Genomic DNA, 21,992 nt, shown 5'->3' with positions numbered 1-21,992 from the left:
GCTCGCTCGCATCGGCCTGGACGGCCTCGTCCTCGAACGCCGGACGGGCTGAAGCCTCGCGCCTGGCCCCACGCCCGAGTACGCCCCCGACCTGGCCTGGAGCTTCGCCCCTGAGCCCGGTTCACAAGCATGAGGGGGCCGGTGTCAGGCGGGCCAGGGCAGCCAGGCCCGGACGTGGAAACCGCCGTCGCCCTCGGCTCCGTGTTCCAGTCGGCCGCCCGCGAGCGTGGCGCGTTCGGTGAGACCGATCAGTCCCTGGCCGGAGCCGGGCACGAGCGGGACGTCGCCCGGCGGGGCGGGGTTGCGGACGGACAGCGTCAGGCCGTCGCCGGGCGCGCCCGACACCGTCACCGTCACCTCCGCGCCGGGCGCGTGCTTGCGGGCGTTGGTGAGTCCCTCCTGGGCGATCCGGTAGGCGGTGCGTCCGACGGACGCGGGCACGGTGGCCGGGTCGACGACGCGGTTGTCGAGGGCGACCTTCATACCGGCCGAACGGGACTCGGTGACCAGCGCGTCGAGCGCGGCCAGCGTCGGCTGCGGTCGCCCGGCCTCGTCGGAGTCCCCCGCGCGCAGCACGCCGATGATCTCGCGCAGGTCCTGAAGCGCCTCGTGGGCGCTCTCCCGGATCACGCCTGCCGCCCGCGCGACCTCCTCGTGGGGCGCGTCGGGCCGGATCTCCAGGGCGCCCGCGTGCACGCTGAGCAGGGTGAGCCGGTGCGCGAGCACGTCGTGCATCTCGCGCGCGATCGCCTCGCGGGCGAGCCGCTGGGCCTGCTCGGCCCGCAGTTCCGCCTCCGTCTCGGCGCGCCGGGCCCGGTCCCGCAGGCTCAGCATGAGCTGCCGCTTGGAGCGGACGAACATGCCCCAGCCGACCACCGTGGCGGTCAGCAGGGCGGTGACGGCGATCGCGGCGAGGTACGACAGATCGGGGTCGGGCCGCAGCCAGAAGTACAGCGGGAGCAGTGCGACCTGCAGGCCGGCGAGCGTGCCCACGTACTTGAAGGGCCGGTGCACGGCGAGCGTGAACAGGGCGACCAGGCCGGCGCCGCCCGCGGTGGTGGAGACCAGCCCGACGGCGAGAAGGGCGATGGCCAGCCCCAGCGGCCACCGGCGCCGCAGCCAGACCGCCCCGCAGGCCAGCGCGCCGAGCACCTGGTCGACGACGGCCAGGGCATGGGGGGTGTTCGGGTCCTTGGTCAGCGTGTTCGCGGCGGCGAGACCGATGGCCAGGGCGAGCAGGAAGCAGCCGAAGTCGACGATCCAGTCGCGTACGGTGCGCCGCGGCCGTCCGGAGCGGGCCGGGCGGCCGGCGTCTAGGTCCAGCTCCGCGATCATTGCCGACGGAAGCAGCCAGCGCCGGGCGGACGGGGTGCGCAGCGAGGGCACCGGCTGCGGGGCCAGGCCCTCCGGGGAGGTCGTCTCCCCGTGCGGCAGGGTCGTCGGGTCCGTCTTCGCGGCCTGGGCGCGGGGCACGGCCGTCCGCCCCGGTACGTCGTGCGCCGGCCGCGCCGGATGGTCACCATTCACAGTCGACAAATCTACGCAGGCTCGACCGGCGCCACCGCATCGCGACGGTGATCGTCGACCAAAGTCGCGGCCCTTCAGACTTTCGGCGCTCCGGTGCGGCGGGGTCCGCAGACTCGGGACGGACAGGGCTCGCCCCACGGCCGATGGTCGTGGGGAGGCCGTGGGGCGAGGGTCGTCCCATGAAGCGGATTCTCGAAGTGCTCGGTTTCGTGGCCCTGGTCCAGGGCGTCCTGGGTCTGATACCGGCGATCACCGGCCGGTTGCACGTATCGGGAGTGTGGGGGGTGGTGCGCCGGCTCGATATCCTCGACGGCTACGAGGTGTACGCGAGCGTCGCCCTCATCGTGCTCTCGGTCGCGCTGTTCGCGGCGGCGGAGAGCCGGAAGTCCGGCTGATCGCGGACCGGACTTCCGGCGGGCCGGGTCACCCCGGGATCACGGGCGGTTCAGCAGCCGAAGTCGACCAGCTTGAACGTCACGTAGTGGTCCGAGGTGTAGTAGTCCTCCTGGGTCTCCTGGCCGGTGACGATGCGACGGGCGCCGCGGGTGGGGGAACCGGGCGTGATGACCGTGTACTCGTGGTAGTAGCCGGAGGACCGGGAAGGCAGCACACCCTCGCGGTTCTGGAAGACGGTCCCGTCCTGGGAGTACGGGAAGGGGCCGCCCGCGTCGATCAGGTCCAGGGTGTCGTGCGCCTGTGAGGGCAGTGCGCCGTAACAGACGCTGCCGACGGCCGTGGTCGCGGCGTCGGCGGGGACCACCGCGGTGCCGCCGACGAGCAGGGCGGACATGAGGGAGACGAGCGTGCCGATGCGAGTGATTCGTGGGGGGAATCTCATGCCTTCAGGATGACGCGCGTAGAGCATGGCATGTCAATGTCAAGGAAGCGGTTTTCTCCCGCCGAGTCCGATGATTTTTCCGGGAGTTAACCTGCCGACCGACGTCCCCACGCGGTCCCCGCGAGCACCAGGACGCCGCCCGCCAGGCCCGCCGCGCCGAGCCGCTCCCCGCCGAGGGCGATACCGGCCGCGGCGGCCCACAGGGGTTCCGTCCCGAGCAGCAGGCTCACCCGGGACGGCGAGGTCCGGCGCACCGCCCACATCTGCACGAAGAAGGCGAACAGGGTGCAGAAGGCCGAGAGGAACAGCAGCCCGGCCCACTCCCGTGCGCCGAAGCCCGCGGCGGTGCTCCAGGGGGTGGCGTCGGCGCCGGTCGACAGCAGCGCGAACACCGCGACGGCCGCGCCCAGTTGGACGGAGGTCAGCGGCAGCGCGTCGGCACCCTGCACGGCCTTGATGCGGGACATGGCGAGCACGTGCACGGTCCGGGCGAGAGCGGCGAGCAGCATCAGCAGGTCACCGAGGGACGGCCGGGTGAAGCCGCCCCCCTGGGTGAGGAGCACCACGCCGAGCACGGAGACACCGGCCGCGGCGAGGAAGGCGCGCGGGGGACGCACCCGAGTGACGGCCGCTTCGGCGAGCGGTGTGAAGATCATGGTCAGGCTGATGATGAGGCCCGCGTTGGTGGCCGAGGTGTGGACGACGCCGTACGTCTCCAGGAGGAAGATCCCGCTCAGGATCAGCCCGAGCAGCGCCGCCCCGCGCCACTGCTCCGCCGTCAGGGCCCTCAACGCGCGCCGTCCGGCGATCACCAGCACCGGCAGCACGACCGCGAACCGCAGCACGAGGACGGCGATCACCGTCCGCGCGGTGGTGATGTCCTTCGCCGCGAGATAGCTGGCGCCCCACACCACGGCCACCAGCAGGACGGGCAGGTCGGTGAGCCAGGCGCGGCGGGGCGCGAGCGCGCCGGGTACGGCGATCGACGACATGGGAGCGGTCTCCAGCGGTCACGGGCGGGCGTGGAGACGTCGACGGCTCCCACGGGGACGATCACCGTACCGGCGGGGGTGCGTGGGGGCTACACCGTTTCGCCGCGCGGATGCCGGAGGACACCGGAGGCGACACTCTCCCGTGGCGCCCGTACGTGGGACGGCCGTCCCGCTCGTACGCGTGGATGGCGACACCGGAGCCCGTGACTCACCGGTGGACGGCGAACCGTCACCGGGCCGCCGTCCCGGTCGCGTGCGTCAGCCCCGGCCAACCCGTAGCCGGGCCGCCGTCCCGGTCGCGTGCGTCAGCCCGCGTGCGTCGAGAACAGGCCGCCCGTCGGCCCCTGCTTGTCCCCGCCCTGGGCCTTCTTCAGGGCGTTGGCGAGGCCCTCGATGGTCATCGACTGGAGGATCACCCGGCCGCTGCCCTCCAAGGTGGCCAGGGACAGGCCCTCGCCGCCGAACACCGCGTTCATCAGCCCCTGCCGGTTCAGGCCCCCGACGCGCTGGACGCCGTACCGGATGCCCTCCTCGAAGGCGACGACACAGCCCGTGTCGACCTCGATGCGACCGCCGAAGTCGGCCGGGTCGAGGTCGATGAAGTTGCCGGCGCCCGCGATGATCACCGTGCCCTGCCCGGTGAACTTCTCCAGCACGAATCCCTCGCCGCCGCTGCGCCCGGTCCGGCCGCCCTGGAACGCGATGCCGAACTCCACGCTCGACTCCGCGGCCACGAAGGCGTCCTTCTCCGCGAACCACGCGCGCGTGCCGTCGAGCTCCAGGGCACGCATCTCACCGGGCAGCACACCCGCGAAACCGACGGTGCCCTCGCCACCCGTGGAGGTGAAGTACTGGAAGGCCAACGACTCGCCCGCGAGCGCGCGCTGGCCGACCTGCATGGCCGTGCCCATGGCCTGACGGAGCATGCCGCCCATGCCCGAGCCGCCGTTGCCGGCCGGCGGGGCGCCCCCGCCTCCGGAGGGCCCGGACAGGCGGGTCTCCATGGTCACGTTCGCCGTCTTGAACAGGAACTTCCCGGCCTCGCAGTACACGGTCTGACCGGGGCGCAGGTTGACGACCGCCATCTGCATGGCGTTGCCGACGATCTTTTGCTGAAGAGTCACGAGGGGGGAACGCAAAAAGCGGAAGGAAGAGTTCCGAATCGAACCTTCCGCACCGAACACGGTGTCCGTTCGCCGCCAGCACCCGGGGGCCGCGCCCGCTGGGATGGACGCATGACCTCACACGAAACGACTGATCTCGCAATGAACGGCAAGGTGGCCCTGGTGACCGGCGGCAGCCGTGGCATCGGTGCGGCGACGGCGGTACGGCTCGCCCGGGAGGGCGCGGACGTGGCCCTCACGTACGTCCGGGGCAAGGAGGAGGCGGCCGACGTCGTCCGGGCCGTCGAGGCGCTGGGGCGGCGCGGGATCGCCCTGCGGGCGGACTCGGCGGACCCCGCGGAGGCGGCCGGGGCGGTGAGCCGCGCCGCGGAGGAGCTCGGCGGGCTCGACGTCCTGGTGAACAACGTGGGCGTGGGGGTCCTCGGCCCGCTCGACTCACTGTCCCCCGCGGACGTCGACCGGGTGCTCGCCGTCAACGTCCGCGGTGTCTTCCTGGCCTCCCAGGCCGCGGCGGCACGGATGGGCCGGGGTGGCCGGATCGTGACCGTCGGCACCTGCATGACCCAGCGAGTGCCGGGACCCGGCGGGACGCTCTACGCGACCGGCAAGTCGGCCCTGATCGGGCTCACCAAGGCCCTGGCCCGGGAGCTGGGTGACCGCGGGATCACCGCGAACATCGTGCATCCCGGGCCGATCGACACGGACATGAACCCCGCCGACGGCCCGTACGCCGCGGGCCAGGCCGCGATGACCGCCCTGGGCCGCTTCGGCACGGCCGACGAGGTGGCCTCGGCGATCGCCTATCTGGCCGGGCCGGAGGCGGCCTACGTCACGGGGGCGGAGTTCTCGGTGGACGGGGGCCACTCGGCGTAGCGGCCGCCGTCTCCCCCGCACCTCGCGTGCCGGACAGGGCGATCGAGCCCTGTCCGGCACGCGAGGTGCGGGGTCCGGGCCGGCACCCGGCGACGAAGGGGCATCCTGCCCGCAGCAGGGCGCCCACGCCGCCGGGAGCAGGGGGCCGGAAGAGCGCGCCCGCCCGCCCGGAGCACGGGAACCAAAAGTGCGCGCCCACCACCACCCCGCTGGGAGCGCGGGAACGGGAAGAGACGGAGGAGGGGCCGAAGTCAGCCGCCCAGCTCCTGGTGACGGGCGGCGAGCCGCGCCGTGCCCTCCTGCGTGAGCGACCCGAACAGCCGCAGCCGCGAGATCCCGCCGTCGGGGAAGATGTCCACGCGCGCGTGGGTGCCGACGGCGGAGGCGTCCAGGACGAAGCGGTGGTTCGTGTCGGGCTGGAGGCGGGTCCGCGGCAGCACCTCCACCCACTCCCCCTCGGCCCCGTCCCGTACGGACACCGCCGCCCAGCCGGCGCTGTTGCCCTTCAGATACGCCGTGTCGATCTCGATCGCCCGGATCTCGCACTGTCCGGCGAGCCGGTAGCTGATCCAGTCGTTCCCGTCGTCCCGGCGGCGCCGCGTCTCCCAGCCGTCGTCCATCTTGCGGGAGCGCCCCGGCTGGATGGTGTTGGTGGCGGGCGAGTAGAAGAGGTTCGAGGCGTCCACGACCTGGCCGCCGTTCTCCAGCGCCACCACGTCGAAGGTGCCGAGGACCGACAGCCAGCGCGGATCGGGCACGACCTCGCCGTACACCCGCAGCCGGGCGATGCCGCCGTCGGGGTGCTGGTTGACCCGCAGGTGCGTGAAGCACTGCTCGGCCGAGACCGCGAAGCCGTTCGCCGCGTGACCGCCGACGGCGGTGCGGGTGACGAGGGTCGTCCACTTCACGTCGTCGGCGAGGAGCTCCTCGGGCGACGGGGAACCGGGCACGCACGCGCCCTCGACCGACACCGCCTGCGGGTAGTTGCCGCGGAAGTGGGCGGTGTCCACGACGATGCCGCGGACGACGCCGGGCGCGCCGAGACGGACGAGCGCCCAGTCGTGGTCCTCCGCCGTCGGCCACGGGTGCTCGGCCGAGACGCCGCGGCGGCGCCGCGTCTCCCAGCCGTCCATGATCTTGCCCTTGTGGCCGAAGTGCTCGGGGTCGAACTCGGCGGCCCCGGGCACCAGAAGGTTCTCGCGCTGGGCGAAGAACTCGTCGTTGGCGGCGATGACACCCGCGCCGAGCTGCCGGTCGGCGAGGTTGGCGTACTGGGTGAAGGGGAAGTCGGCGGTGCGGTAGTCCGCGTACGGGTCGCCGCCTCCGTAGGGGTTCGCGTCGCCGGTGAAGTGAGGAATCGCCGTCACGATGATCAGGTCTGCCTTTCGGGATCGGCCGCTGCGGGTGCGGGGCTGGTGCGGGTCACGGGTGGCGGGAGAGCAGTCGGCCGGCCGGTTCGGTGAACTCGCCCCGGTCCACGATCCGCCGGCCGCGCAGCCAGGTGGACTTGACGACGCCGCTCAGCGTCTTGCCCGCGTAGGCGGTGACGCGGTTGCGGTGCTGGAGCGCGGCGGGGTCCACGGTGAAGGTCTCGTCGGGGGCGAGGACCGCGAAGTCGGCGTCGAGGCCGGGGGCGATGGCGCCCTTGCGGTCGTCGAGGCCGACGAGCCGGGCGGTGCTCGTGGACATCCAGCGGACCACGTCCTCGAGGGTGTGGCCGCGCCTGCGGGCCTCGGTCCACACCGCGGACAGGCTGAGCTGGAGGCCGGAGATGCCGCCCCAGGCGGTCGCGAAGTCGTCGGTCTTCAGATCGGCCGTGGAGGGCGAGTGGTCGGTGACGACGCAGTCGACGGTGCCGTCGGCGAGGGCCTGCCACAGCAGGTCCTGGTTGGCCGCCTCGCGGATGGGCGGACAGCACTTGAACTCGCTGGCGCCGTCCGGGACCTCCTCGGCGGTCAGCGTGAGGTAGTGCGGGCAGGTCTCGACCGTGAGCCGTACGCCGTCGGCCTTCGCGGCGGCGATCAGCGGCAGCGCGTCGCTGGACGACAGGTGGAGCACGTGCACGCGCGCGTCGAGCCGCCGTGCCTGGGCGATGAGGTGCTCGATCGCGGTGTCCTCGGCGTCACGGGGGCGCGAGGCGAGGAAGTCGGTGTACTTGCGGCCGCCCTTCTGCGGGGCCGCGGCGAGGTGGTGCGGGTCCTCGGCGTGCACGATCAAGAGGCCGCCGAAGCCGGCGATCTCGGCGAGCGACCGCGCGAGTTGTTCCTGGTCGAGCTCGGGGAACTCGTCGACGCCGGAGGGCGACAGGAACGCCTTGAAGCCGAAGACGCCCGCGTCGTGCAGGGGGCGCAGATCCTTCACGTTGCCGGGCAGCGCCCCGCCCCAGAAGCCGACGTCGATGTGCGCCTTGGGGTGGGCGACGTCCTTCTTGGTGCGCAGGTTGTCCACCGTCGTGGTGGGCGGCAGGGAGTTGAGCGGCATGTCGACGAGGGTGGTGATGCCGCCGGCGGCCGCGGCGCGGGTCGCGGTCCAGAAGCCCTCCCACTCGGTGCGGCCGGGGTCGTTCACATGGACGTGGGTGTCGACGAGGCCGGGCAGCAGGACGTCGTCGCCGAAGTCCTCCAGCCGGACGCCGTCCGGCACTTCCGCGTCGTGCGCGAGCACGGCCGTGATCGTGCCTCCGGTGACCGCGACCGTGGCGGCGCGCGTCCCTTCGGGAGTGATGACGCGCGTCGAGCGCAGCATCAGTTCGACCCCTCCGACACCAGACACCCGGACCCCTCTCTCTGCCGCTGCTGATCACTGCCGCCGCCGTGGAGGCGCGGGTTTACTTCCGCGTAACGGAATTCAACGATCTGTTGAAGGAGTCTTCCCCGCAGCCCATGTGCCGTCAAGAGCGCACACCTCCACTGTGCTCCCGGGACGCCCACTCTGGATGTTTCCACAAAGCGGAAGTAGAATTCCAAAGAGCAGAACGTAGCTATGCACAACGCGGGAGTCAACCAACCGCCGGGTAGGCTGCATCACTACCCTCCCGGCGCGCGCCGCCGCCCCGCGAGAGGCCCGTTGCCGGGCCGACCCTGACGTTCCTGAGCCGTGAAAGGACCGCCGCCGTGCCGCCGTCCAGCGCCAGCACCACCGACGCCGCCAAATCGCCCGCTCCCAGTGGTGGCGTCCAGTCCCTCGAGCGCGCCTTCGACCTGCTGGAGCGCATGGCGGACGCCGGGGGCGAGGTCGGCCTGAGCGAGCTCTCCGCGAGCAGCGGACTGCCGCTGCCCACCATCCACCGGCTCATGCGCACGCTGGTGGCCTGCGGCTACGTGCGTCAGCAGCCGAACCGCCGGTACGCGCTCGGACCGCGTCTGATCCGCCTCGGCGAGTCCGCGTCCCGGCTCCTCGGCACCTGGGCCCGCCCCTATCTGGCGCAACTGGTCGAGGAGACCGGCGAGACGGCCAACATGGCCCTGCTCGACGGGGACGAGATCGTCTACGTCGCCCAGGTGCCGTCCAAGCACTCGATGCGGATGTTCACCGAGGTGGGGCGGCGCGTCCTGCCGCACTCCACGGGCGTGGGCAAGGCACTGCTCGCGCACACCCCGGCCGACGAGGTACGCGCCCTGCTCGCCCGGACCGGCATGCCCGCCGCGACGGAGAAGACGATCACGACTCCGGACGGCTTCCTCGCCGCCCTGGAAGAGGTCAGGAGTCTCGGCTACGCGGTCGACGACAACGAGCAGGAGATCGGCGTCCGTTGCCTGGCGGTCTCCGTGCCCGACTCCCCGACCGCCGCCGCCATCTCCATCTCCGGACCCGCCGGCCGTGTCACCGAGTCGGCCACCGAGAAGATCGTGCCCGTGCTCCAGCAGGTGGCGCAAGAGCTGTCGGAGGCCCTGGCCAGCTCGGGCCCGGCCGCCTGAGCCCCGGATACCGCCGCGGGGCACCCGCCCCGCGGCTCAGCGGCGCGGCGGTTCCCCGAACAGCTCCACCGCGCTGCGCACGTCGGCCAGGCGCGTCGACAGGGCGCTGACCGAGCCGATCGCGCCCGCGACCAGAAGCAGGGAGCGGCGCAGCCGAGGGCTCTCGGGGATGCCGCCGGCGGCCATCGCGGCGAGGGCCGCGAGCTCGTCCTCGGCGATGCCGCGGTCGGGGAACTCGGCCGGATGCGCGGCCAGTTCACGGCGCAGCCGGGAGACGGCGATGCGCAGTTCCACCACCCTCGGGTCCTCGTCGCTGCCGGTCACTGCCCTCTGCCCCAAGCTCCGCAACACAGCTCTCCCCCCTCGCACGCCGTTGTGCGTCGATCGTCCTCGCCAGGCCCCAACTCCCCGTGGCGGTGGTCGGGCGCCGGGGGGACGCGGGTCAGTAAACGCCACCGCGTGCGCCGGGCGCCACCGCGCGGACCGAAATTCAGCCCTTGGACATCGGGCGGCCCGGCCGGGTTCCGGCGCGCGCTCCCGCCCCGCTCGGGTATGCAGGGAGCATGACGGACAACAAGGACCAGGTCGTCGGACTGCTGCTCGCGGCCGGCGGCGGGCGCCGCCTCGGGGGGCGCCCCAAGGCGCTCCTGCAACACCGCGGGCGACCGCTCGTCGAACACGCGGTCGAGGTCCTGCGGGCCGGCGGCTGCGCACGCGTCCATGTGGTGCTGGGCGCCCGGGCCGACGCCGTGCGGGCGCGGGCCGCGCTGCCCGGATGCGTCCTCGTGGACAACCCGGAGTGGGAGGAGGGCATGGGCTCCTCGCTGCGCGCGGGTCTCGGTTCACTGGCGGGCACGGGTGCGGGCGGCGCGCTGGTACTTCTGGTCGACCAGCCGGGGATCGGCCCGGAGGCGGTGTCCCGGGTCCTCGGCGCGTACGCCTCCCCCCTCTCGCTCGCCGCCGCGTCCTACGGCGGCGAACGCGGCCACCCCGTCCTCTTCGGGGCCGGGCACTGGGACGCCATCGCGCGCAGCGCCACCGGCGACCGGGGCGCCCGCGCCTATCTCAAGGCCCATGAAGACGCGATCACGCTCGTCGAGTGCGGGGACGTCGCGCAGGCGTACGACATCGACACCGCGGCCGACCTGGTCCACCTTGAGTGAACGGCGTGGCACCGAGCGCCACCTTGTGTCGACCCGGAGAATCTCGACATCAACAAACCATTGAACTTCCACCATGAGGAAACTAGTATCCACTGTTCAGAAGCGCCTGACCGCTCCGCGGGCGCCCTTTGCCCCATTCGCGCCGGTCGGCACCCAGTGCCACGGCACGGTGGCGATGCACGTGGTTCGCTGAAACAGCTCCCCCGAAGGAAGTGACAGCTCATGTCCGCACCAGCGCCGTCCCCGCTGGCCATCGTCGACGCCGAGCCCCTGCCCCGGCAGGAGGAGGTCCTCACCGACGCGGCCCTCGCCTTCGTGGCCGAGCTGCACCGGCAGTTCACGCCCCGGCGTGACGAGCTCCTCGCCCGCCGTGCGGAGCGCCGCGCCGAGATCGCCCGCACCTCCACCCTCGACTTCCTCCCGGAGACCGCCGCGATCCGCGCGGACGACTCCTGGAAGGTGGCCCCCGCCCCGGCGGCCCTGAACGACCGCCGCGTCGAGATCACCGGCCCCACCGACCGCAAGATGACCATCAACGCGCTCAACTCCGGTGCGCGCGTCTGGCTCGCGGACTTCGAGGACGCCTCGGCACCGACCTGGGAGAACGTGGTCGTCGGCCAGCTCAATCTGATCGCCGCCTACACCCGCACCATCGACTTCACCGACCCGGCGTCGGGCAAGTCGTACGCCCTCAAGGCGGACGAGGACCTCGCCACCGTCGTCATGCGCCCGCGCGGCTGGCACCTGAGCGAACGCCACCTCGTGGACGCCGACGGCACACCCGTCCCGGGCGCCCTCGTCGACTTCGGCCTGTACTTCTTCCACAACGCCCAGCGCCTGCTGGACCTCGGCAAGGGCCCGTACTTCTACCTCCCGAAGACGGAGTCGCACCTGGAGGCCCGCCTCTGGAACGACGTGTTCGTCTTCGCGCAGGACCACCTCGGCATCCCGCAGGGGACCGTGCGCGCAACCGTCCTGATCGAGACGATCACCGCCGCGTACGAGATGGAGGAGATCCTCTACGAACTCCGCGACCACGCCTCGGGACTGAACGCGGGCCGCTGGGACTACCTCTTCTCCATCGTCAAGAACTTCCGTGACGGTGGCGCCAAGTTCGTCCTGCCGGACCGCAACGCGGTGACGATGACCGCCCCGTTCATGCGCGCGTACACCGAACTCCTCGTCCGTACCTGCCACAAGCGCGGCGCGCACGCGATCGGCGGCATGGCGGCGTTCATCCCCTCGCGCCGCGACGAGGCGGTCAACAAGGTCGCCTTCGAGAAGGTCAAGGCCGACAAGGACCGCGAGGCGGGCGACGGCTTCGACGGCTCCTGGGTCGCGCACCCCGACCTGGTCCCGATCGCGATGGCGTCGTTCGACGCGGTCCTCGGGGAGCGGCCCAACCAGAAGGACCGGCTGCGCGAGGACGTGTCCGTCGCCGCCGGTGACCTGATCGCCATCGACTCCCTCGACGCCAGGCCGACGTACGAGGGCCTGGTCAACGCGGTGCAGGTCGGCATCCGCTACATCGAGGCCTGGCTGCGCGGCCTCGGCGCGGTGGCCATCTTCAACCTCATGGAGGACGCGGCCACCGCCGAGATCTCCCGCTCCCAGATCTGGCAGTGGATCAACGCGGGCGTCGTCTTCGAGCACGACGGGAAGACCGTGGCGGCCACCCCGGAGCTGGCGCGCCGGGTCACCGCCGAGGAGCTCGCCCGCATCCGCGCCGAGATCGGCGAGGAGGCGTTCGCGGCGGGCAACTGGCAGCAGGCCCACGACCTGCTGCTCCAGGTGTCGCTGGACGAGGACTACGCGGACTTCCTGACGCTGCCGGCGTACGAGCAGCTCAAGGGCTGACGCTCACGCGGATCTGTCCGAGTGGCCCAGGGACCTTCCCGGGGCCACTCGGTCGCGTACGGCCTGCTTCACCGCGGTCGGCTCCGGGAAGCCCTGTTCGCGGCGGTCCCAGACCACCTCACCGTTCACCCGGACCAGGAAGACCCCGCCCGTGCCTGGCTTGAGGGCCAGTTCCGTCAGCTCGGTCTCGAAGGTCGTGAGGAGTTCCTGCGCCAGCCAGGCCGCCCGCGGCAGCCAGCGGCACTGGGTGCAGTACTCGATCTCCACGCGCTGGACGCCGCTCATCCCAGGTGCACCGACCAATCCTGTTCCGCCGCCGGTTTGCCGTGCAGGTCGGGGACCCGCTTGAGCCAGTTCGGGCGGCCCTGCTGTGTCCTCGCCGCGCGCTGTTCCTCCTCGGCGGCGAGTTCCTCCCGGGTGGGGAAGTCGGTGGGCAGCCAGGCCGCGGACGCCGCCACGCGCGCGTGGAGGTAGTCCACGTACGCCGTCCTGACCTCGTCGGGCGTCGCGAAGCCCTCCTCGACGGTCAGCCAGGCGTCCGGCACGGCCGCCGTGACCTCGCGGAGCAGCTCGCGCGTCACCCGCGGCGCCAGCTCGGCGTCGGCGGCTCGGGTGTCCGGCGTGTAGTGGCCGAGGGCATGGTGCCGGAAGTCGTAGGCCTTGGCGGGGTCGGAGGCGTCCCAGCGGTGGTGGAAGACGAGGGCCGCTCCGTGGTCGATCAGCCACAGCTGCGGGGGCGCGGTGCCGAACGTGGGCCACACCATCAGGTTGGAGCTGTGGACCGTACGGTCCACGTTCACGGTCAGCGCGTCGAGCCAGACGATCCTGCCCGCCTCCAGTGCGTCGACCGGGAACCTCTTCGCGACCTGTGGCGTGAAGTCCTTCGCGCCCGGCAGGAAGTCCATGCCGAGGTTGAGGCCCGCGCTGGCGCCGTGCAGGTCCCGCACCTCCTGGTGCGGTTCGGAGTCGGCGATCGCGGGGTCGAAGTGGACGAGGACCAGCTCGGGGAAGCGCAGCCCGAGCGCACGGGCCAGCTCGCCGACGATCACCTCGGCGACCAGCGCCTTGCGGCCCTGCGCGGAGCCGGTGAACTTCACGACGTACGTCCCCAGGTCGTCGGCCTCGACGACCCCGGGCACGGAGCCGCCCGCCCTCAGCGGGGTCACGTATCGAACAGCAGTCACGTCGCGCAGCACACCCGCCAGGGTAAGTCAGCGCTCACCCGGCCAGCGGGTTGGGCAGCGGCACGTACCGGGCGTCCGCGCCGTCCGCGCCGGTCCACCGCAGGAGCAGGTTCGTCTTGCCGGGGACGGTGGGCGCCGCGAGCAGGCCGGCGATCTCGGGCAGTCCGAGCTCCGTGTCGTAGCGGATCAGCTCCTCCCGGACGGCGGGCCACGGGTCCCAGCCGGGGTGACGCTCGGCGAGCAGCGCGGCCAGCTCGGTGAGGTGGTTGACGAGCAGGCAGTACACGAGCCGTTCCCAGCCCGCCTCGCGCGTCACGGCGGGCAGCAGCTTCACGCCCTCCGCGTCCCGGAACAGCGCCTGCACGGGCGTCCCCGCCGCGTCCACGGCCACCAGCACGTTCTGCAGGTGGGCCTCGACGACGACGCCGTGGCGCGCGAACGCGTGCAGCACGGGCGGTACGACGTGGCGCAGATACGCGGCCCACCAGGCGGCCGGGTCGGCGAGCCCGTCCAGGGGGCTGCCGTCGAAGCCCTCCACCAGGGCGGCGGCGAGCAGCGGGGTCGCGCCGGGCAAGAGGTGGCCGCGCAGTCCGTCCCGGACGAGGACGGCGAGTTCTTCGAAGGCGAAGTCGGCGGTGCGGTAGCCGCTGTCGCTCAGCCAGGCGGCGGGGCCGGGTCCCGCGAACGCAGCGGCGGTGGCCGCGTCGGTGCCGCGCATCTTCAGCAGGTCGTGCCGCCACAGCCGGCGGACGTCGTTGGTGATGCGCACGTCGAGGCTGAACTTCACGAAGAGGTCGTCCTCGGGCGCGTACAGCGTGCGGATCGCCGCCGTCGGCCGGAGCGGGCGCGGGGTGCGTCCGACGCGCAGCAGCCGGCCGTCGCGGAACGCGGCCAGGATCTCCGGGCGGGCGCCGACCAGGCCGAGCTGCCAGGGGTGGGCGGGCAGCAGCCGGTAGCCGGGCGGGGCCTGGCCGAAGGCGTCGAGCGCCGTCGTGTCGCCGTCCTCGACGACGGCGTCCTCGCGCACGGCGAGGAGTTCGAGCGGGAAACGGGCGTACGCCTCGGGCGCGTACGGCAGCCAGTCGGTGGCCGGACCGCCGCCGCGCGCCTTCGGTGCCGGATGGTGGGGATGCCCGGTGATCAGGGACTGCTCGGAGCGCAGGTACGGATCGCCGGGCGGTGTCGCACGCTGCCGCGCGGTGAGCAGCGCGGCGACGGTGTCGCGGCTGTCGGTCATCTCCGCGGGCAGTTCGGAGTTGGACAGGCCGGTGGCGCGGCGCAGTTCCTCCGCGGTCAGTTTGACCAGTTCGGCGTGGGTGAGCCGGTGCCAGGCACCGGCGGCGCGCACCTCCGGCCGCGCGGGCCGCCGCGCGCCGCGCACCCGCAGCAGCCCGCCGCCCGCCTTCAGGCGGTACACACCGGGGTCCTCCGCGGGCTCCGCCGCCTCCCGCAGGAGACAATTCAGCAGGGGCGCCGCGGCGTACCCGTCGGCGGCCTCCGCGACATCGCCGCCGCCGGGGTCCTCCCCGGCGAGTGACGGGAGCAGGGGAGGCAGGGAGTCCACTCGGTCCATTCGCTTCATTCATTCCATACGGTGCACTGGTGATCAGTATGTCTGTTGCCGTGGACGACCGCGACGCAGTCCCCGTACCCAAGGAGCCCGCCCGTGCACCGTCCCCCCACGCCCGAGGCCTCGCCCGCCGGCGGGCCGAGCGCCGTGCGCCCCGAGCCGGCGGCGCCGTGCGCGCGGGCGCTCCCCGGCGCCAGGGCGGCGGTGCTGACCCGTCTGTGGCGTGCGCTGGCGTACGAGCCGCTGCCATGGATCGCGGGCCGCGAGAGGGGGCGTGACGGTCTCACGGTCCGGCTGGCCGACGGGCGGCGGCTGCACGGCCCGCACCCGGACCCGTACGCCGTCACCGGGTACGTCGGCGAAGTGCGGCTCGACGGGCGGCCGTACGACCGGCCGGACCGGCTCGTCGAGGCGCTCGGCGTGCCGCACGGTCCCGCCTTCGCGGCCGAACTCGCCGACAGCGTGGAGTCCTTGGCGCTCTCCCGGGCGGGACAGACGGCGTTCGGCACGGCCGACGGGCCGGCGCCCGGTGACGCCGCCGGCCCGGCCCCCGCGGACGGCGTCGCGTGCGGGCCCGCCGAGCACCCGGCGGCGGGCTGGAGGTGGGAGCAGCGGGTCGTCGACGGACACCCGTACCACCCCAACTGCCGTTCCCGGCCCGGCTTCTCCGTGGCCGAGCAGCTGGCGTACGCGCCGGAGCACCGGCCGGTCGTGGAACTGGGTCTGATGGCCGTGGACGACTGTCTGGTCACCGGCGAGTGGCCGAAGTGGCTGCGGGACGGCGAGCGCGTCCTGATCCCCGTCCACCCCTGGCAGGTGGCGCACGTGCTGGACGGACCGGTCCAGGAGGGTTTCGCCGCACATCCGTTGATGTCCTTGCGTACGCTCGCCCTGCCGGACGGCCCGCACGTCAAGACCGCGCTGAGCGCCCGGCTGACGTCCTCGGTACGCGACATCTCGGTGTACTCGGTGGAGACCGCCGCGACGGTCTCGGCGTTCATGGAGTCGGTGGCCGGCCGTCTGGACGCTCCGCTGCACATCACCCGGACGCTCGGCGCGGCCACCGCGCACAGCCCCGATCTGGCGGCGGTGCTGCGGGAGTCGCCGGACCAGTACGCGGCCCCGGGCGAGCAGATCGTCCCGGTGGCCGCCCTCCCGCTGACGGGCCTGCCCGAACGCCCCTCCTGGCTGGCCGATTTCACCCGCCTCGTGCTCACGACCGGGCTGCGGCTGCTCGATCTGGGCGTGGCCCTGGAGGCGCACGGCCAGAACCTGCTCGTCGTCCTCGACGGCGCGGGCGCCCCGGTCCGGCTCGTCTACCGCGACCTCGCCGACATCCGGATCAGCCCGGCCCGCCTGGCCCGGCACGGCATCCCGGCTCCCGCGCTCTTCGGCCGCGTCGTCACGGACGACGAGACCGCCCTGCGACGCAAGCTGTTCGGCTCCCTGGTGGGTGGCGCGCTGGGTGCCACGGCCGGCTCGACGGCCGCGCTGCGCGGAGCGCTGGAGGCGGTCGCCGGTGATCTGCCGCGCACCGCGGACCGCGCCGCCCTGCTGGGCGAGCCGCTGCCCACCAAGGCGCTGACCCTGATGCGGCTCTCCCCCCGCACCTCCGGCGACCTGTGGACACAACTGCCCAATCCGCTCACCGGATCCGGCTCCGGCACCCCCTCGTTTTGAAGCGCGACACCTTTGATCACTAGGATCCGCCGATGATCACAAGACAACGGCTGGCGGCGGGCCTGTGCGCCCTGCTCGCCACCCTGACGGCGGGGGTCGCCTTCCCGGCCGGAGCGGTCGCCGACGAAACGGCCCAGGCCGCCCCCAAGGTCGAACTGGTGCTGGACGTCAGCGGTTCGATGCGGGCCCGGGACATCGACGGCGGCTCGCGGATGGCCGCGGCGAAGCAGGCGTTCAACGAGGTGCTCGACGCGACGCCGGAGGAGGTGCAGCTCGGCATCCGTACGCTCGGCGCCAACTACCGCGGCGACGACCGGAAGACGGGCTGCAAGGACACGGCGCAGCTGTACCCGGTGGGCACGCTGGACCGCACCGAGGCGAAGACGGCTGTCGCGACCCTCACGCCCACCGGCTGGACGCCGATCGGCCCCGCCCTGCTGAAGGCGGCCGGCGACCTCGACGGCGGTGACGGCACCCGCCGGATCGTGCTGATCAGCGACGGCGAGGACACCTGCCAGCCGCTCGACCCGTGCGAGGTGGCGCGCGAGATCTCGTCCAAGGGCATAGGCCTGACCATCGACACCCTGGGACTGGTGCCCGACGCGAAGACGCGCGACCAGCTCAGCTGCATCGCCGACGCCACCGGCGGCACCTACACCTCGGTCCAGCACAAGGAGGAACTGGCCGACCGGGTCGGACAGTTGGTGGACCGGGCCGCCGATCCGGTGGTGACGCCGGTCGCCGTGGAGGGTGCCGCCGAGTGCGCGCAGGCCCCGGCTCTGAAGTCGGGCCTCTACACCGACCGCGAGGAGTTCACCAAGCACCGCTGGTACCGCGTCGAGGTCGAGCCGGGCCAGGAGCTGCGGGCGTCGGTCAGCGTCGCCGCGGACCGCGCCGTCGCCCCCGACTACGGGGTGCTGCTGCGGGCCGTCACGGTGCACGGGCGGGAGATCGTCCGCGGCGAGGCCGCGGGCAACGGCCGTACCGACGTCATCTCGACCGGGCTGCGCTACCCGAAGGCCGAGAGCGACGACGAGGACGCCACCGCCGAGGTCGTGTGCCTCCAGGTGTCGAACTCCTTCGCGGCCGCCGCGGGTGTGAAGACCACGCCCGGACTGCCGCTGGAACTGACCGTCGACGTCGTCGACGGGCCCGACCAGTCGGGCGACGTCGCCTCGTTCGGTCTCGGGCGCGGCTGGTGGCTGCTCGGCGCCCTGGTGCTCACCGGCTTCCTCGCGGGTGTGCTGTGGGGCTGGATCTCGCGCTGGCGTGTCGCGGTCTGGAGGACCAACTGATGCGTATCCGACGTGTGCTGACCACGGCACTGTTCCTGCTCGGGGCCGCCGCTCCCGCCGCGCTCGCGGTGGCGGCGGCACCCGCCGTCGCCGACTCCTCGCCCTCGCCGAGCCCGTCGGGCGACGACGGCGCGCCCACCGAGGCCGGTACGTCCTTCCGTACGGCGACGGAGATCGAGCAGGGGCAGCGGGCCACCGCCGGCGCCTCCACGGGCGACTACCTGTACTGGTCCTTCCCGGCGGACGCCGGACAACGGCCCACCGTGAAGGCGACGGTGAAGCTGCCCGGGTCCGCCGCGCGCAGCGCCGCCGAGACGTGGCAGATCGACGTGTACGACGGGCTGCGGCGCCGGCAGGCCTGCCAGTACGGGGCGCAGACGCGGACGGCGGCGGCCGGCGCGGCCTCCGTGGAGCTGTCCTGCACGCTGCGTACGGTGCGTGCGTGGACGGAGACCTGGGCCAACGACCCGCTGCCGGGCACGTACTACATCCGGCTCACCGCCACGGGTCTGCCGGCGTCGGGTCTCGGCCTGCCGGTGAACGCCGAGGTCGAGGTGGGCTCCAAGGACATCGGCGGCGCGGCGGCGGTCGACGGTTCGCTCGCCGAGCCGCTGGTGCCGGGCATCGCGACGACGGGCGGGAAGTCCGACGAGGACTCCGACTCGTCCACGGCCGTGCTGTCCTCGATCGAGCCCGACGACGGCTGGGCCTCGGGCTGGTGGTCGGACCGCTGGGTGTGGACCGCGATCGGCGGTGTCCTCGCGGCGCTCGCCGGCATCGGCGGTTACGCGCTGACCCGGGGCGCGGGGCGGCCGTCGCGGGTGCCGCCGGGCGCCTGAGGCACCATCGGAACCACCTGAGGGGGCCCGCCGTACCGCACCGGTACGGCGGGCCCCGGTTTGGTCCGGCACCGCCCCCGGCCTCCCGGCCAAGTCCCGGCCCGGATCTCCCGACCGGCGCCGGGACCGCGCCCGGCGGGCGATGCCGAGGCCAGGTCTCCCCGACCGGTCCTGGGGCCGGCGGCCTCCGTGATCGGCCCGGGGGCTCTGACCTCCCGACTTCGTCCCGGAGCAGGGGCTCAACGATCCGCCCCGGAGCCAGGCGGCCTCGCCGAGCCATCGGCAGACCCGGCGCCTCGCCTCGCCTTCGGCAGGATCGGTCTCCCCGACCCGCAGGCGGGCGTCCGTCCTCCCCGCTTCACCCTGACCCGCCCGGGTACGGGCCGGCACCGCGGGCCGGCCTCCGGCGGCGGCGGTGCGGCAGCGGGGCCGCTCGCGGGCGGCCCGTCAGTCCTCGCGGAGCGCCTTGGCCGGTGCGCCGTCTCCCGTCACCTCGATGCGCCCCTGCCGGACGGCTTCCCGCAGGCCCAGCGCGCCACGGCTCACGGCCTCGCAGGTCTCGCTGTCCAGCGTCAGGCGCGCGTCCGGCTCGCCGTGGGCGGGGCCCTCCCCGTAGACCGGCCCCTCCGCGGTGCCCAGCCACATGTGGAACACGCCTTCGTCCAGGCGCACTTCGACCAGGCCGTCCCCTTCCAGGGCGCGCAGCAGCGGCAGCGCGAACCAGTGCGCCCGCACCGCGTCGGTGGGTCGCCGCTCGTCCAGCACGGGCGCGCCCCACTCCCCGAGCGCCTGGAGCACGGGGAGCAGGTCACGGCCCCGGCGGGTGAGTTCGTAGACGTACGCCGCGCCCGGCGGGGGCAGGCGCCGCCGTGTGGTCAGCCCGTCACGCTCCATGTCCTTGAGCCGGGAGGCGAGGACGTCCGTGCTCACGCCGGGCAGATCGGCGTGCAGGTCGGTGTAGCGGCGCGGTCCGCCGAGCAGCTCACGGACGATCAGGAGGGTCCACCGGTCACCGACGGCGTCGAGCGCACGGGCGGCGGAACAGTACTGGTCGTAGCTTCGGCGAGGTGACATGCGGCGCAGTCTAGCCATCTTGTTGGACTTTCCAAGCTCACACTTGGTAAAACCAAGCAACACCACGAACCGGAGGGCGCACGCATGGAGTTCCGGCAGTCGAGCAAGCTCAGCGAGGTCTGTTACGAGATCCGCGGCCCGGTGATCGAGCACGCCGACGCACTGGAGGCGGCCGGCCACAGCGTGCTGCGCCTGAACACCGGCAACCCCGCGCTCTTCGGCTTCGAGGCGCCGGAGGAGATCCTCCAGGACATGATCCGGATGCTGCCCCGGGCACACGGCTACACCGACTCGCGTGGCGTCCTCTCCGCGCGCCGCGCCGTCGCCCAGCGCTACCAGGACCGCGGTCTCGACGTCGGCGTGGACGACGTCTTCCTCGGCAACGGCGTCTCCGAACTGGTCTCCATGGCCGTGCAGGCGCTCGTCGAGGACGGCGACGAAGTCCTCATCCCCGCACCGGACTTCCCCCTCTGGACGGCCGTCACCACGCTCGCGGGCGGCAAGGCGGTGCACTACCTCTGCGACGAGCAGTCCGACTGGTACCCGGACCTGGCGGACATGGAGGCGAAGATCACCGACCGGACCCGGGCCGTCGTGATCATCAACCCCAACAACCCCACCGGCGCGGTGTACCCGAAGCAGATCGTCGAGGGCATCCTCGACCTGGCCCGCCGTCACGGGCTGATGGTGTTCGCCGACGAGATCTACGACCAGATCCTGTACGACGACGCCGTGCACCACTCGGCCGCCGCGCTCGCCCCCGACCTCGTGGTCCTCACCTTCTGCGGGCTGTCCAAGACCTACCGGGTCGCCGGCTTCCGCTCCGGCTGGCTGGTCGTCACCGGCCCCAAGCAGCACGCCCGCAACTATCTGGAGGGCCTCACCATGCTGGCCTCCATGCGACTGTGCGCGAACGCCCCCGCCCAGTACGCCATCCAGGCCGCGCTCGGCGGCCGGCAGTCCATCCACGAGCTCACGGCGCCGGGCGGACGGCTGCGCGAACAGCGCGACCGGGCCTGGGAGAAGCTCAACGAGATCCCCGGCGTCTCGTGCGTCAAGCCGAAGGGCGCGCTCTACGCGTTCCCGCGGATCGACCCCGAGGTGCACAGGATCCACGACGACGAGAAGTTCGTCCTCGACCTGCTGCTGCGCGAAAAGATCCAGGTCGTGCAGGGCACCGGATTCAATTGGCCGCGCCCCGACCATTTCCGCATCCTGACCCTGCCGCACGCCGACGACCTGGACGCGGCGATCAGCCGGATCGGACGCTTCCTGAGCGGGTACCGCCAGTAGGGCCGACCGGCGCAGCCGGTGCTGCGCCCGCCGCCGGCCGGTGACACCGTACGGAGGGACGGCGGGACAGAAAGGGTTCGGCGATGGGTGACCTCCTTCTCGTGCGGCACGGTGAGACCGAGTGGTCCTTGTCCGGGCGGCACACCGGCTCGACCGACATCCCGCTGACCGACCGGGGCCGGGAGCAGGCGCGCAAACTGGCCCCGCTGGTCGCCCGGCACCACATCGCCGCGGCCTTCGTCAGCCCGATGCAGCGGGCCCGTGAGACGGCCTCGCTGGCCGGGGTCGACGGCGCCGTGGTGGACGCCGACCTCTCCGAATGGGACTACGGCGGCTACGAGGGAATCACCACCGTCGAGATCCACCGCAGCAGGCCCGACTGGTTCCTGTTCACGGACGGCGTCGCGGCCGGCCCGCCCGAGCACCCCGGGGAGGGCCCGGACGAGGTCGGGGCGCGCGCCGAGCGCATGCTCGCCAGGATCGACGCGGCGCTCGCGGAGTCGGAGGGCAGCGTGGTCGTGTTCTCGCACGGGCACTTCCTGCGGGTGCTGACGGCGCGGCGGCTGGGGCTGCCCGCCCAGGCGGGGGCGCTGTTCCAGCTCGGCACCGGCACGCTGAGCCGGCTCAGCACGGAGCACCGCCGCCATGTGGTGGCGGGCTGGAATGTCAGACCCGACGCGTACTGTTCCCATGGGCCGCTCTCCCCGGCGGGACAAGGGCCCGCGGAGCACTGACCGGCGGCGGAGCGCCGCCGACGACGCCGGAG

The 21,992-nt window shown here is 73.0% G+C and carries 21 protein-coding genes; 10 read left to right on the top strand and 11 right to left on the bottom strand.

The window, feature by feature from the left end; translation table 11 throughout:
- Positions 1 to 144 precede the first annotated feature (144 nt).
- Positions 145 to 1,335 (bottom strand): sensor histidine kinase, encoded by a 1,191-nt coding sequence (locus BKI49_RS30155; protein WP_095937453.1) that lies wholly within the window; start codon positions 1,333 to 1,335, stop codon positions 145 to 147.
- Between the two features lie 371 nt (positions 1,336 to 1,706).
- On the opposite strand from BKI49_RS30155, the gene BKI49_RS30150 reads away from it, so the two are divergent.
- Entirely contained in the window at positions 1,707 to 1,922 is a 216-nt protein-coding gene (locus tag BKI49_RS30150) for a hypothetical protein (protein WP_095937417.1), read from the top strand.
- A 50-nt stretch (positions 1,923 to 1,972) separates the two neighbouring features.
- On the opposite strand, the gene BKI49_RS30145 is transcribed toward BKI49_RS30150, so the two are convergent.
- The 3 genes from BKI49_RS30145 to BKI49_RS30135 all read right to left on the bottom strand — a co-directional run bounded on the left by BKI49_RS30145 (position 1,973) and on the right by BKI49_RS30135 (position 4,481).
- On the bottom strand, positions 1,973 to 2,365 hold the full coding sequence (locus BKI49_RS30145; protein ID WP_095937416.1) for a guanyl-specific ribonuclease: 393 nt from the start codon (positions 2,363 to 2,365) through the stop codon (positions 1,973 to 1,975).
- Positions 2,366 to 2,451: 86 nt separating this feature from the next.
- Positions 2,452 to 3,357 (bottom strand): DMT family transporter, encoded by a 906-nt coding sequence (locus tag BKI49_RS30140; protein ID WP_095937415.1) that lies wholly within the window; start codon positions 3,355 to 3,357, stop codon positions 2,452 to 2,454.
- Positions 3,358 to 3,662: 305 nt separating this feature from the next.
- Positions 3,663 to 4,481 (bottom strand): AIM24 family protein, encoded by an 819-nt coding sequence (locus BKI49_RS30135; RefSeq protein ID WP_095937414.1) that lies wholly within the window; start codon positions 4,479 to 4,481, stop codon positions 3,663 to 3,665.
- Positions 4,482 to 4,592: 111 nt separating this feature from the next.
- Here BKI49_RS30135 and BKI49_RS30130 point away from each other — a divergent pair, with 111 nt between their 5' ends.
- Positions 4,593 to 5,354 carry an SDR family oxidoreductase gene (locus tag BKI49_RS30130; protein ID WP_095937413.1) on the top strand — a complete coding sequence of 254 codons (762 nt, stop codon included), beginning with the start codon at positions 4,593 to 4,595 and terminating at the stop codon, positions 5,352 to 5,354.
- Positions 5,355 to 5,605: 251 nt separating this feature from the next.
- Here BKI49_RS30130 and alc read toward each other — a convergent pair whose 3' ends face one another.
- Both alc and allB read right to left on the bottom strand, forming a co-directional pair.
- Entirely contained in the window at positions 5,606 to 6,721 is a 1,116-nt protein-coding gene (gene alc / locus BKI49_RS30125) for an allantoicase (protein WP_095937412.1), read from the bottom strand.
- Between the two features lie 55 nt (positions 6,722 to 6,776).
- Positions 6,777 to 8,099 (bottom strand): allantoinase AllB, encoded by a 1,323-nt coding sequence (gene allB, locus BKI49_RS30120; RefSeq protein ID WP_095937411.1) that lies wholly within the window; start codon positions 8,097 to 8,099, stop codon positions 6,777 to 6,779.
- A gap of 368 nt (positions 8,100 to 8,467) precedes the next feature.
- Here allB and BKI49_RS30115 point away from each other — a divergent pair, with 368 nt between their 5' ends.
- Positions 8,468 to 9,271, top strand: coding sequence for an IclR family transcriptional regulator (locus BKI49_RS30115; RefSeq protein ID WP_095937410.1), 804 nt, complete (start codon positions 8,468 to 8,470; stop codon positions 9,269 to 9,271).
- Positions 9,272 to 9,307: 36 nt separating this feature from the next.
- On the opposite strand, the gene BKI49_RS30110 is transcribed toward BKI49_RS30115, so the two are convergent.
- On the bottom strand, positions 9,308 to 9,622 hold the full coding sequence (locus BKI49_RS30110) for a DUF5955 family protein (protein WP_095937409.1): 315 nt from the start codon (positions 9,620 to 9,622) through the stop codon (positions 9,308 to 9,310).
- 212 nt (positions 9,623 to 9,834) lie between these two features.
- On the opposite strand from BKI49_RS30110, the gene BKI49_RS30105 reads away from it, so the two are divergent.
- On the top strand, positions 9,835 to 10,434 hold the full coding sequence (locus tag BKI49_RS30105; protein ID WP_095937408.1) for a nucleotidyltransferase family protein: 600 nt from the start codon (positions 9,835 to 9,837) through the stop codon (positions 10,432 to 10,434).
- A gap of 222 nt (positions 10,435 to 10,656) precedes the next feature.
- A complete protein-coding gene (gene aceB, locus BKI49_RS30100) occupies positions 10,657 to 12,291 on the top strand; it encodes a malate synthase A (RefSeq protein ID WP_095937407.1) in 1,635 nt (544 codons plus the stop codon).
- Positions 12,292 to 12,294: 3 nt separating this feature from the next.
- Here aceB and BKI49_RS30095 read toward each other — a convergent pair whose 3' ends face one another.
- Genes BKI49_RS30095 through BKI49_RS30085 form a run of 3 tightly spaced genes read right to left on the bottom strand, consistent with a single transcriptional unit; the run spans position 12,295 to position 15,048 of the window.
- Complete coding sequence (locus BKI49_RS30095; RefSeq protein ID WP_095937406.1) at positions 12,295 to 12,576, bottom strand: Rdx family protein; 282 nt, start codon at positions 12,574 to 12,576, stop codon at positions 12,295 to 12,297.
- Complete coding sequence (locus BKI49_RS30090; RefSeq protein ID WP_095937405.1) at positions 12,573 to 13,487, bottom strand: HipA family kinase; 915 nt, start codon at positions 13,485 to 13,487, stop codon at positions 12,573 to 12,575. Before BKI49_RS30090 ends, BKI49_RS30095 begins: the two co-directional genes overlap by 4 nt.
- A 22-nt stretch (positions 13,488 to 13,509) precedes the next feature.
- On the bottom strand, positions 13,510 to 15,048 hold the full coding sequence (locus BKI49_RS30085) for an IucA/IucC family protein (protein WP_373557604.1): 1,539 nt from the start codon (positions 15,046 to 15,048) through the stop codon (positions 13,510 to 13,512).
- Between the two features lie 93 nt (positions 15,049 to 15,141).
- Here BKI49_RS30085 and BKI49_RS30080 point away from each other — a divergent pair, with 93 nt between their 5' ends.
- From BKI49_RS30080 to BKI49_RS30070, 3 genes are read left to right on the top strand one after another with little or no spacing between them, the layout of a single operon-like run.
- A complete protein-coding gene (locus tag BKI49_RS30080) occupies positions 15,142 to 16,725 on the top strand; it encodes an IucA/IucC family protein (protein ID WP_095937403.1) in 1,584 nt (527 codons plus the stop codon).
- 32 nt (positions 16,726 to 16,757) lie between these two features.
- Positions 16,758 to 18,020, top strand: a complete 1,263-nt coding sequence (locus tag BKI49_RS30075; protein WP_095937402.1) for a VWA domain-containing protein — start codon at positions 16,758 to 16,760, stop codon at positions 18,018 to 18,020.
- Positions 18,020 to 18,859 carry a hypothetical protein gene (locus tag BKI49_RS30070; protein ID WP_095937401.1) on the top strand — a complete coding sequence of 280 codons (840 nt, stop codon included), beginning with the start codon at positions 18,020 to 18,022 and terminating at the stop codon, positions 18,857 to 18,859. The genes BKI49_RS30075 and BKI49_RS30070 overlap by 1 nt, the downstream gene beginning before the upstream one ends.
- Before the next feature lie 447 nt (positions 18,860 to 19,306).
- Here the strand turns inward: BKI49_RS30070 and BKI49_RS30065 are convergent, their stop codons facing one another.
- Positions 19,307 to 19,933: a winged helix-turn-helix transcriptional regulator gene (locus BKI49_RS30065; RefSeq protein ID WP_095937400.1), complete on the bottom strand. Its 627-nt coding sequence runs from the start codon at positions 19,931 to 19,933 to the stop codon at positions 19,307 to 19,309.
- An 84-nt stretch (positions 19,934 to 20,017) separates the two neighbouring features.
- Between BKI49_RS30065 and BKI49_RS30060 the strand changes: the two genes are divergently transcribed.
- Positions 20,018 to 21,226, top strand: a complete 1,209-nt coding sequence (locus BKI49_RS30060; protein ID WP_095937399.1) for a pyridoxal phosphate-dependent aminotransferase — start codon at positions 20,018 to 20,020, stop codon at positions 21,224 to 21,226.
- 83 nt (positions 21,227 to 21,309) lie between these two features.
- Positions 21,310 to 21,960 carry a histidine phosphatase family protein gene (locus BKI49_RS30055; RefSeq protein WP_095937398.1) on the top strand — a complete coding sequence of 217 codons (651 nt, stop codon included), beginning with the start codon at positions 21,310 to 21,312 and terminating at the stop codon, positions 21,958 to 21,960.
- Positions 21,961 to 21,992 lie beyond the last annotated feature (32 nt).

Origin of the sequence: Streptomyces sp. Tue6028 (genome assembly GCF_002300165.1) — a bacterium.
Taxonomy (GTDB): domain Bacteria; phylum Actinomycetota; class Actinomycetes; order Streptomycetales; family Streptomycetaceae; genus Streptomyces; species Streptomyces siamensis.
Note: the sequence above shows the minus strand (reverse complement) of the source record. Positions and strands in the feature narration are given on the sequence as shown.

Excerpts from the sequence above, each read along its gene's own strand:
- BKI49_RS30155 (WP_095937453.1), bottom strand. The coding sequence starts at position 1,335 with ATGATCGCGGAGCTGGACCTAGACGCCGGCCGCCCGGCCCGCTCCGGA.
- BKI49_RS30150 (WP_095937417.1), top strand. The coding sequence starts at position 1,707 with ATGAAGCGGATTCTCGAAGTGCTCGGTTTCGTGGCCCTGGTCCAGGGC.
- BKI49_RS30145 (WP_095937416.1), bottom strand. The coding sequence starts at position 2,365 with ATGAGATTCCCCCCACGAATCACTCGCATCGGCACGCTCGTCTCCCTC.
- BKI49_RS30140 (WP_095937415.1), bottom strand. The coding sequence starts at position 3,357 with ATGTCGTCGATCGCCGTACCCGGCGCGCTCGCGCCCCGCCGCGCCTGG.
- BKI49_RS30130 (WP_095937413.1), top strand. The coding sequence starts at position 4,593 with ATGACCTCACACGAAACGACTGATCTCGCAATGAACGGCAAGGTGGCC.
- allB (WP_095937411.1), bottom strand. The coding sequence starts at position 8,099 with ATGCTGCGCTCGACGCGCGTCATCACTCCCGAAGGGACGCGCGCCGCC.
- BKI49_RS30105 (WP_095937408.1), top strand. The coding sequence starts at position 9,835 with ATGACGGACAACAAGGACCAGGTCGTCGGACTGCTGCTCGCGGCCGGC.
- aceB (WP_095937407.1), top strand. The coding sequence starts at position 10,657 with ATGTCCGCACCAGCGCCGTCCCCGCTGGCCATCGTCGACGCCGAGCCC.
- BKI49_RS30095 (WP_095937406.1), bottom strand. The coding sequence starts at position 12,576 with ATGAGCGGCGTCCAGCGCGTGGAGATCGAGTACTGCACCCAGTGCCGC.
- BKI49_RS30085 (WP_373557604.1), bottom strand. The coding sequence starts at position 15,048 with ATGGACCGAGTGGACTCCCTGCCTCCCCTGCTCCCGTCACTCGCCGGG.
- BKI49_RS30075 (WP_095937402.1), top strand. The coding sequence starts at position 16,758 with ATGATCACAAGACAACGGCTGGCGGCGGGCCTGTGCGCCCTGCTCGCC.
- BKI49_RS30070 (WP_095937401.1), top strand. The coding sequence starts at position 18,020 with ATGCGTATCCGACGTGTGCTGACCACGGCACTGTTCCTGCTCGGGGCC.
- BKI49_RS30065 (WP_095937400.1), bottom strand. The coding sequence starts at position 19,933 with ATGTCACCTCGCCGAAGCTACGACCAGTACTGTTCCGCCGCCCGTGCG.
- BKI49_RS30060 (WP_095937399.1), top strand. The coding sequence starts at position 20,018 with ATGGAGTTCCGGCAGTCGAGCAAGCTCAGCGAGGTCTGTTACGAGATC.
- BKI49_RS30055 (WP_095937398.1), top strand. The coding sequence starts at position 21,310 with ATGGGTGACCTCCTTCTCGTGCGGCACGGTGAGACCGAGTGGTCCTTG.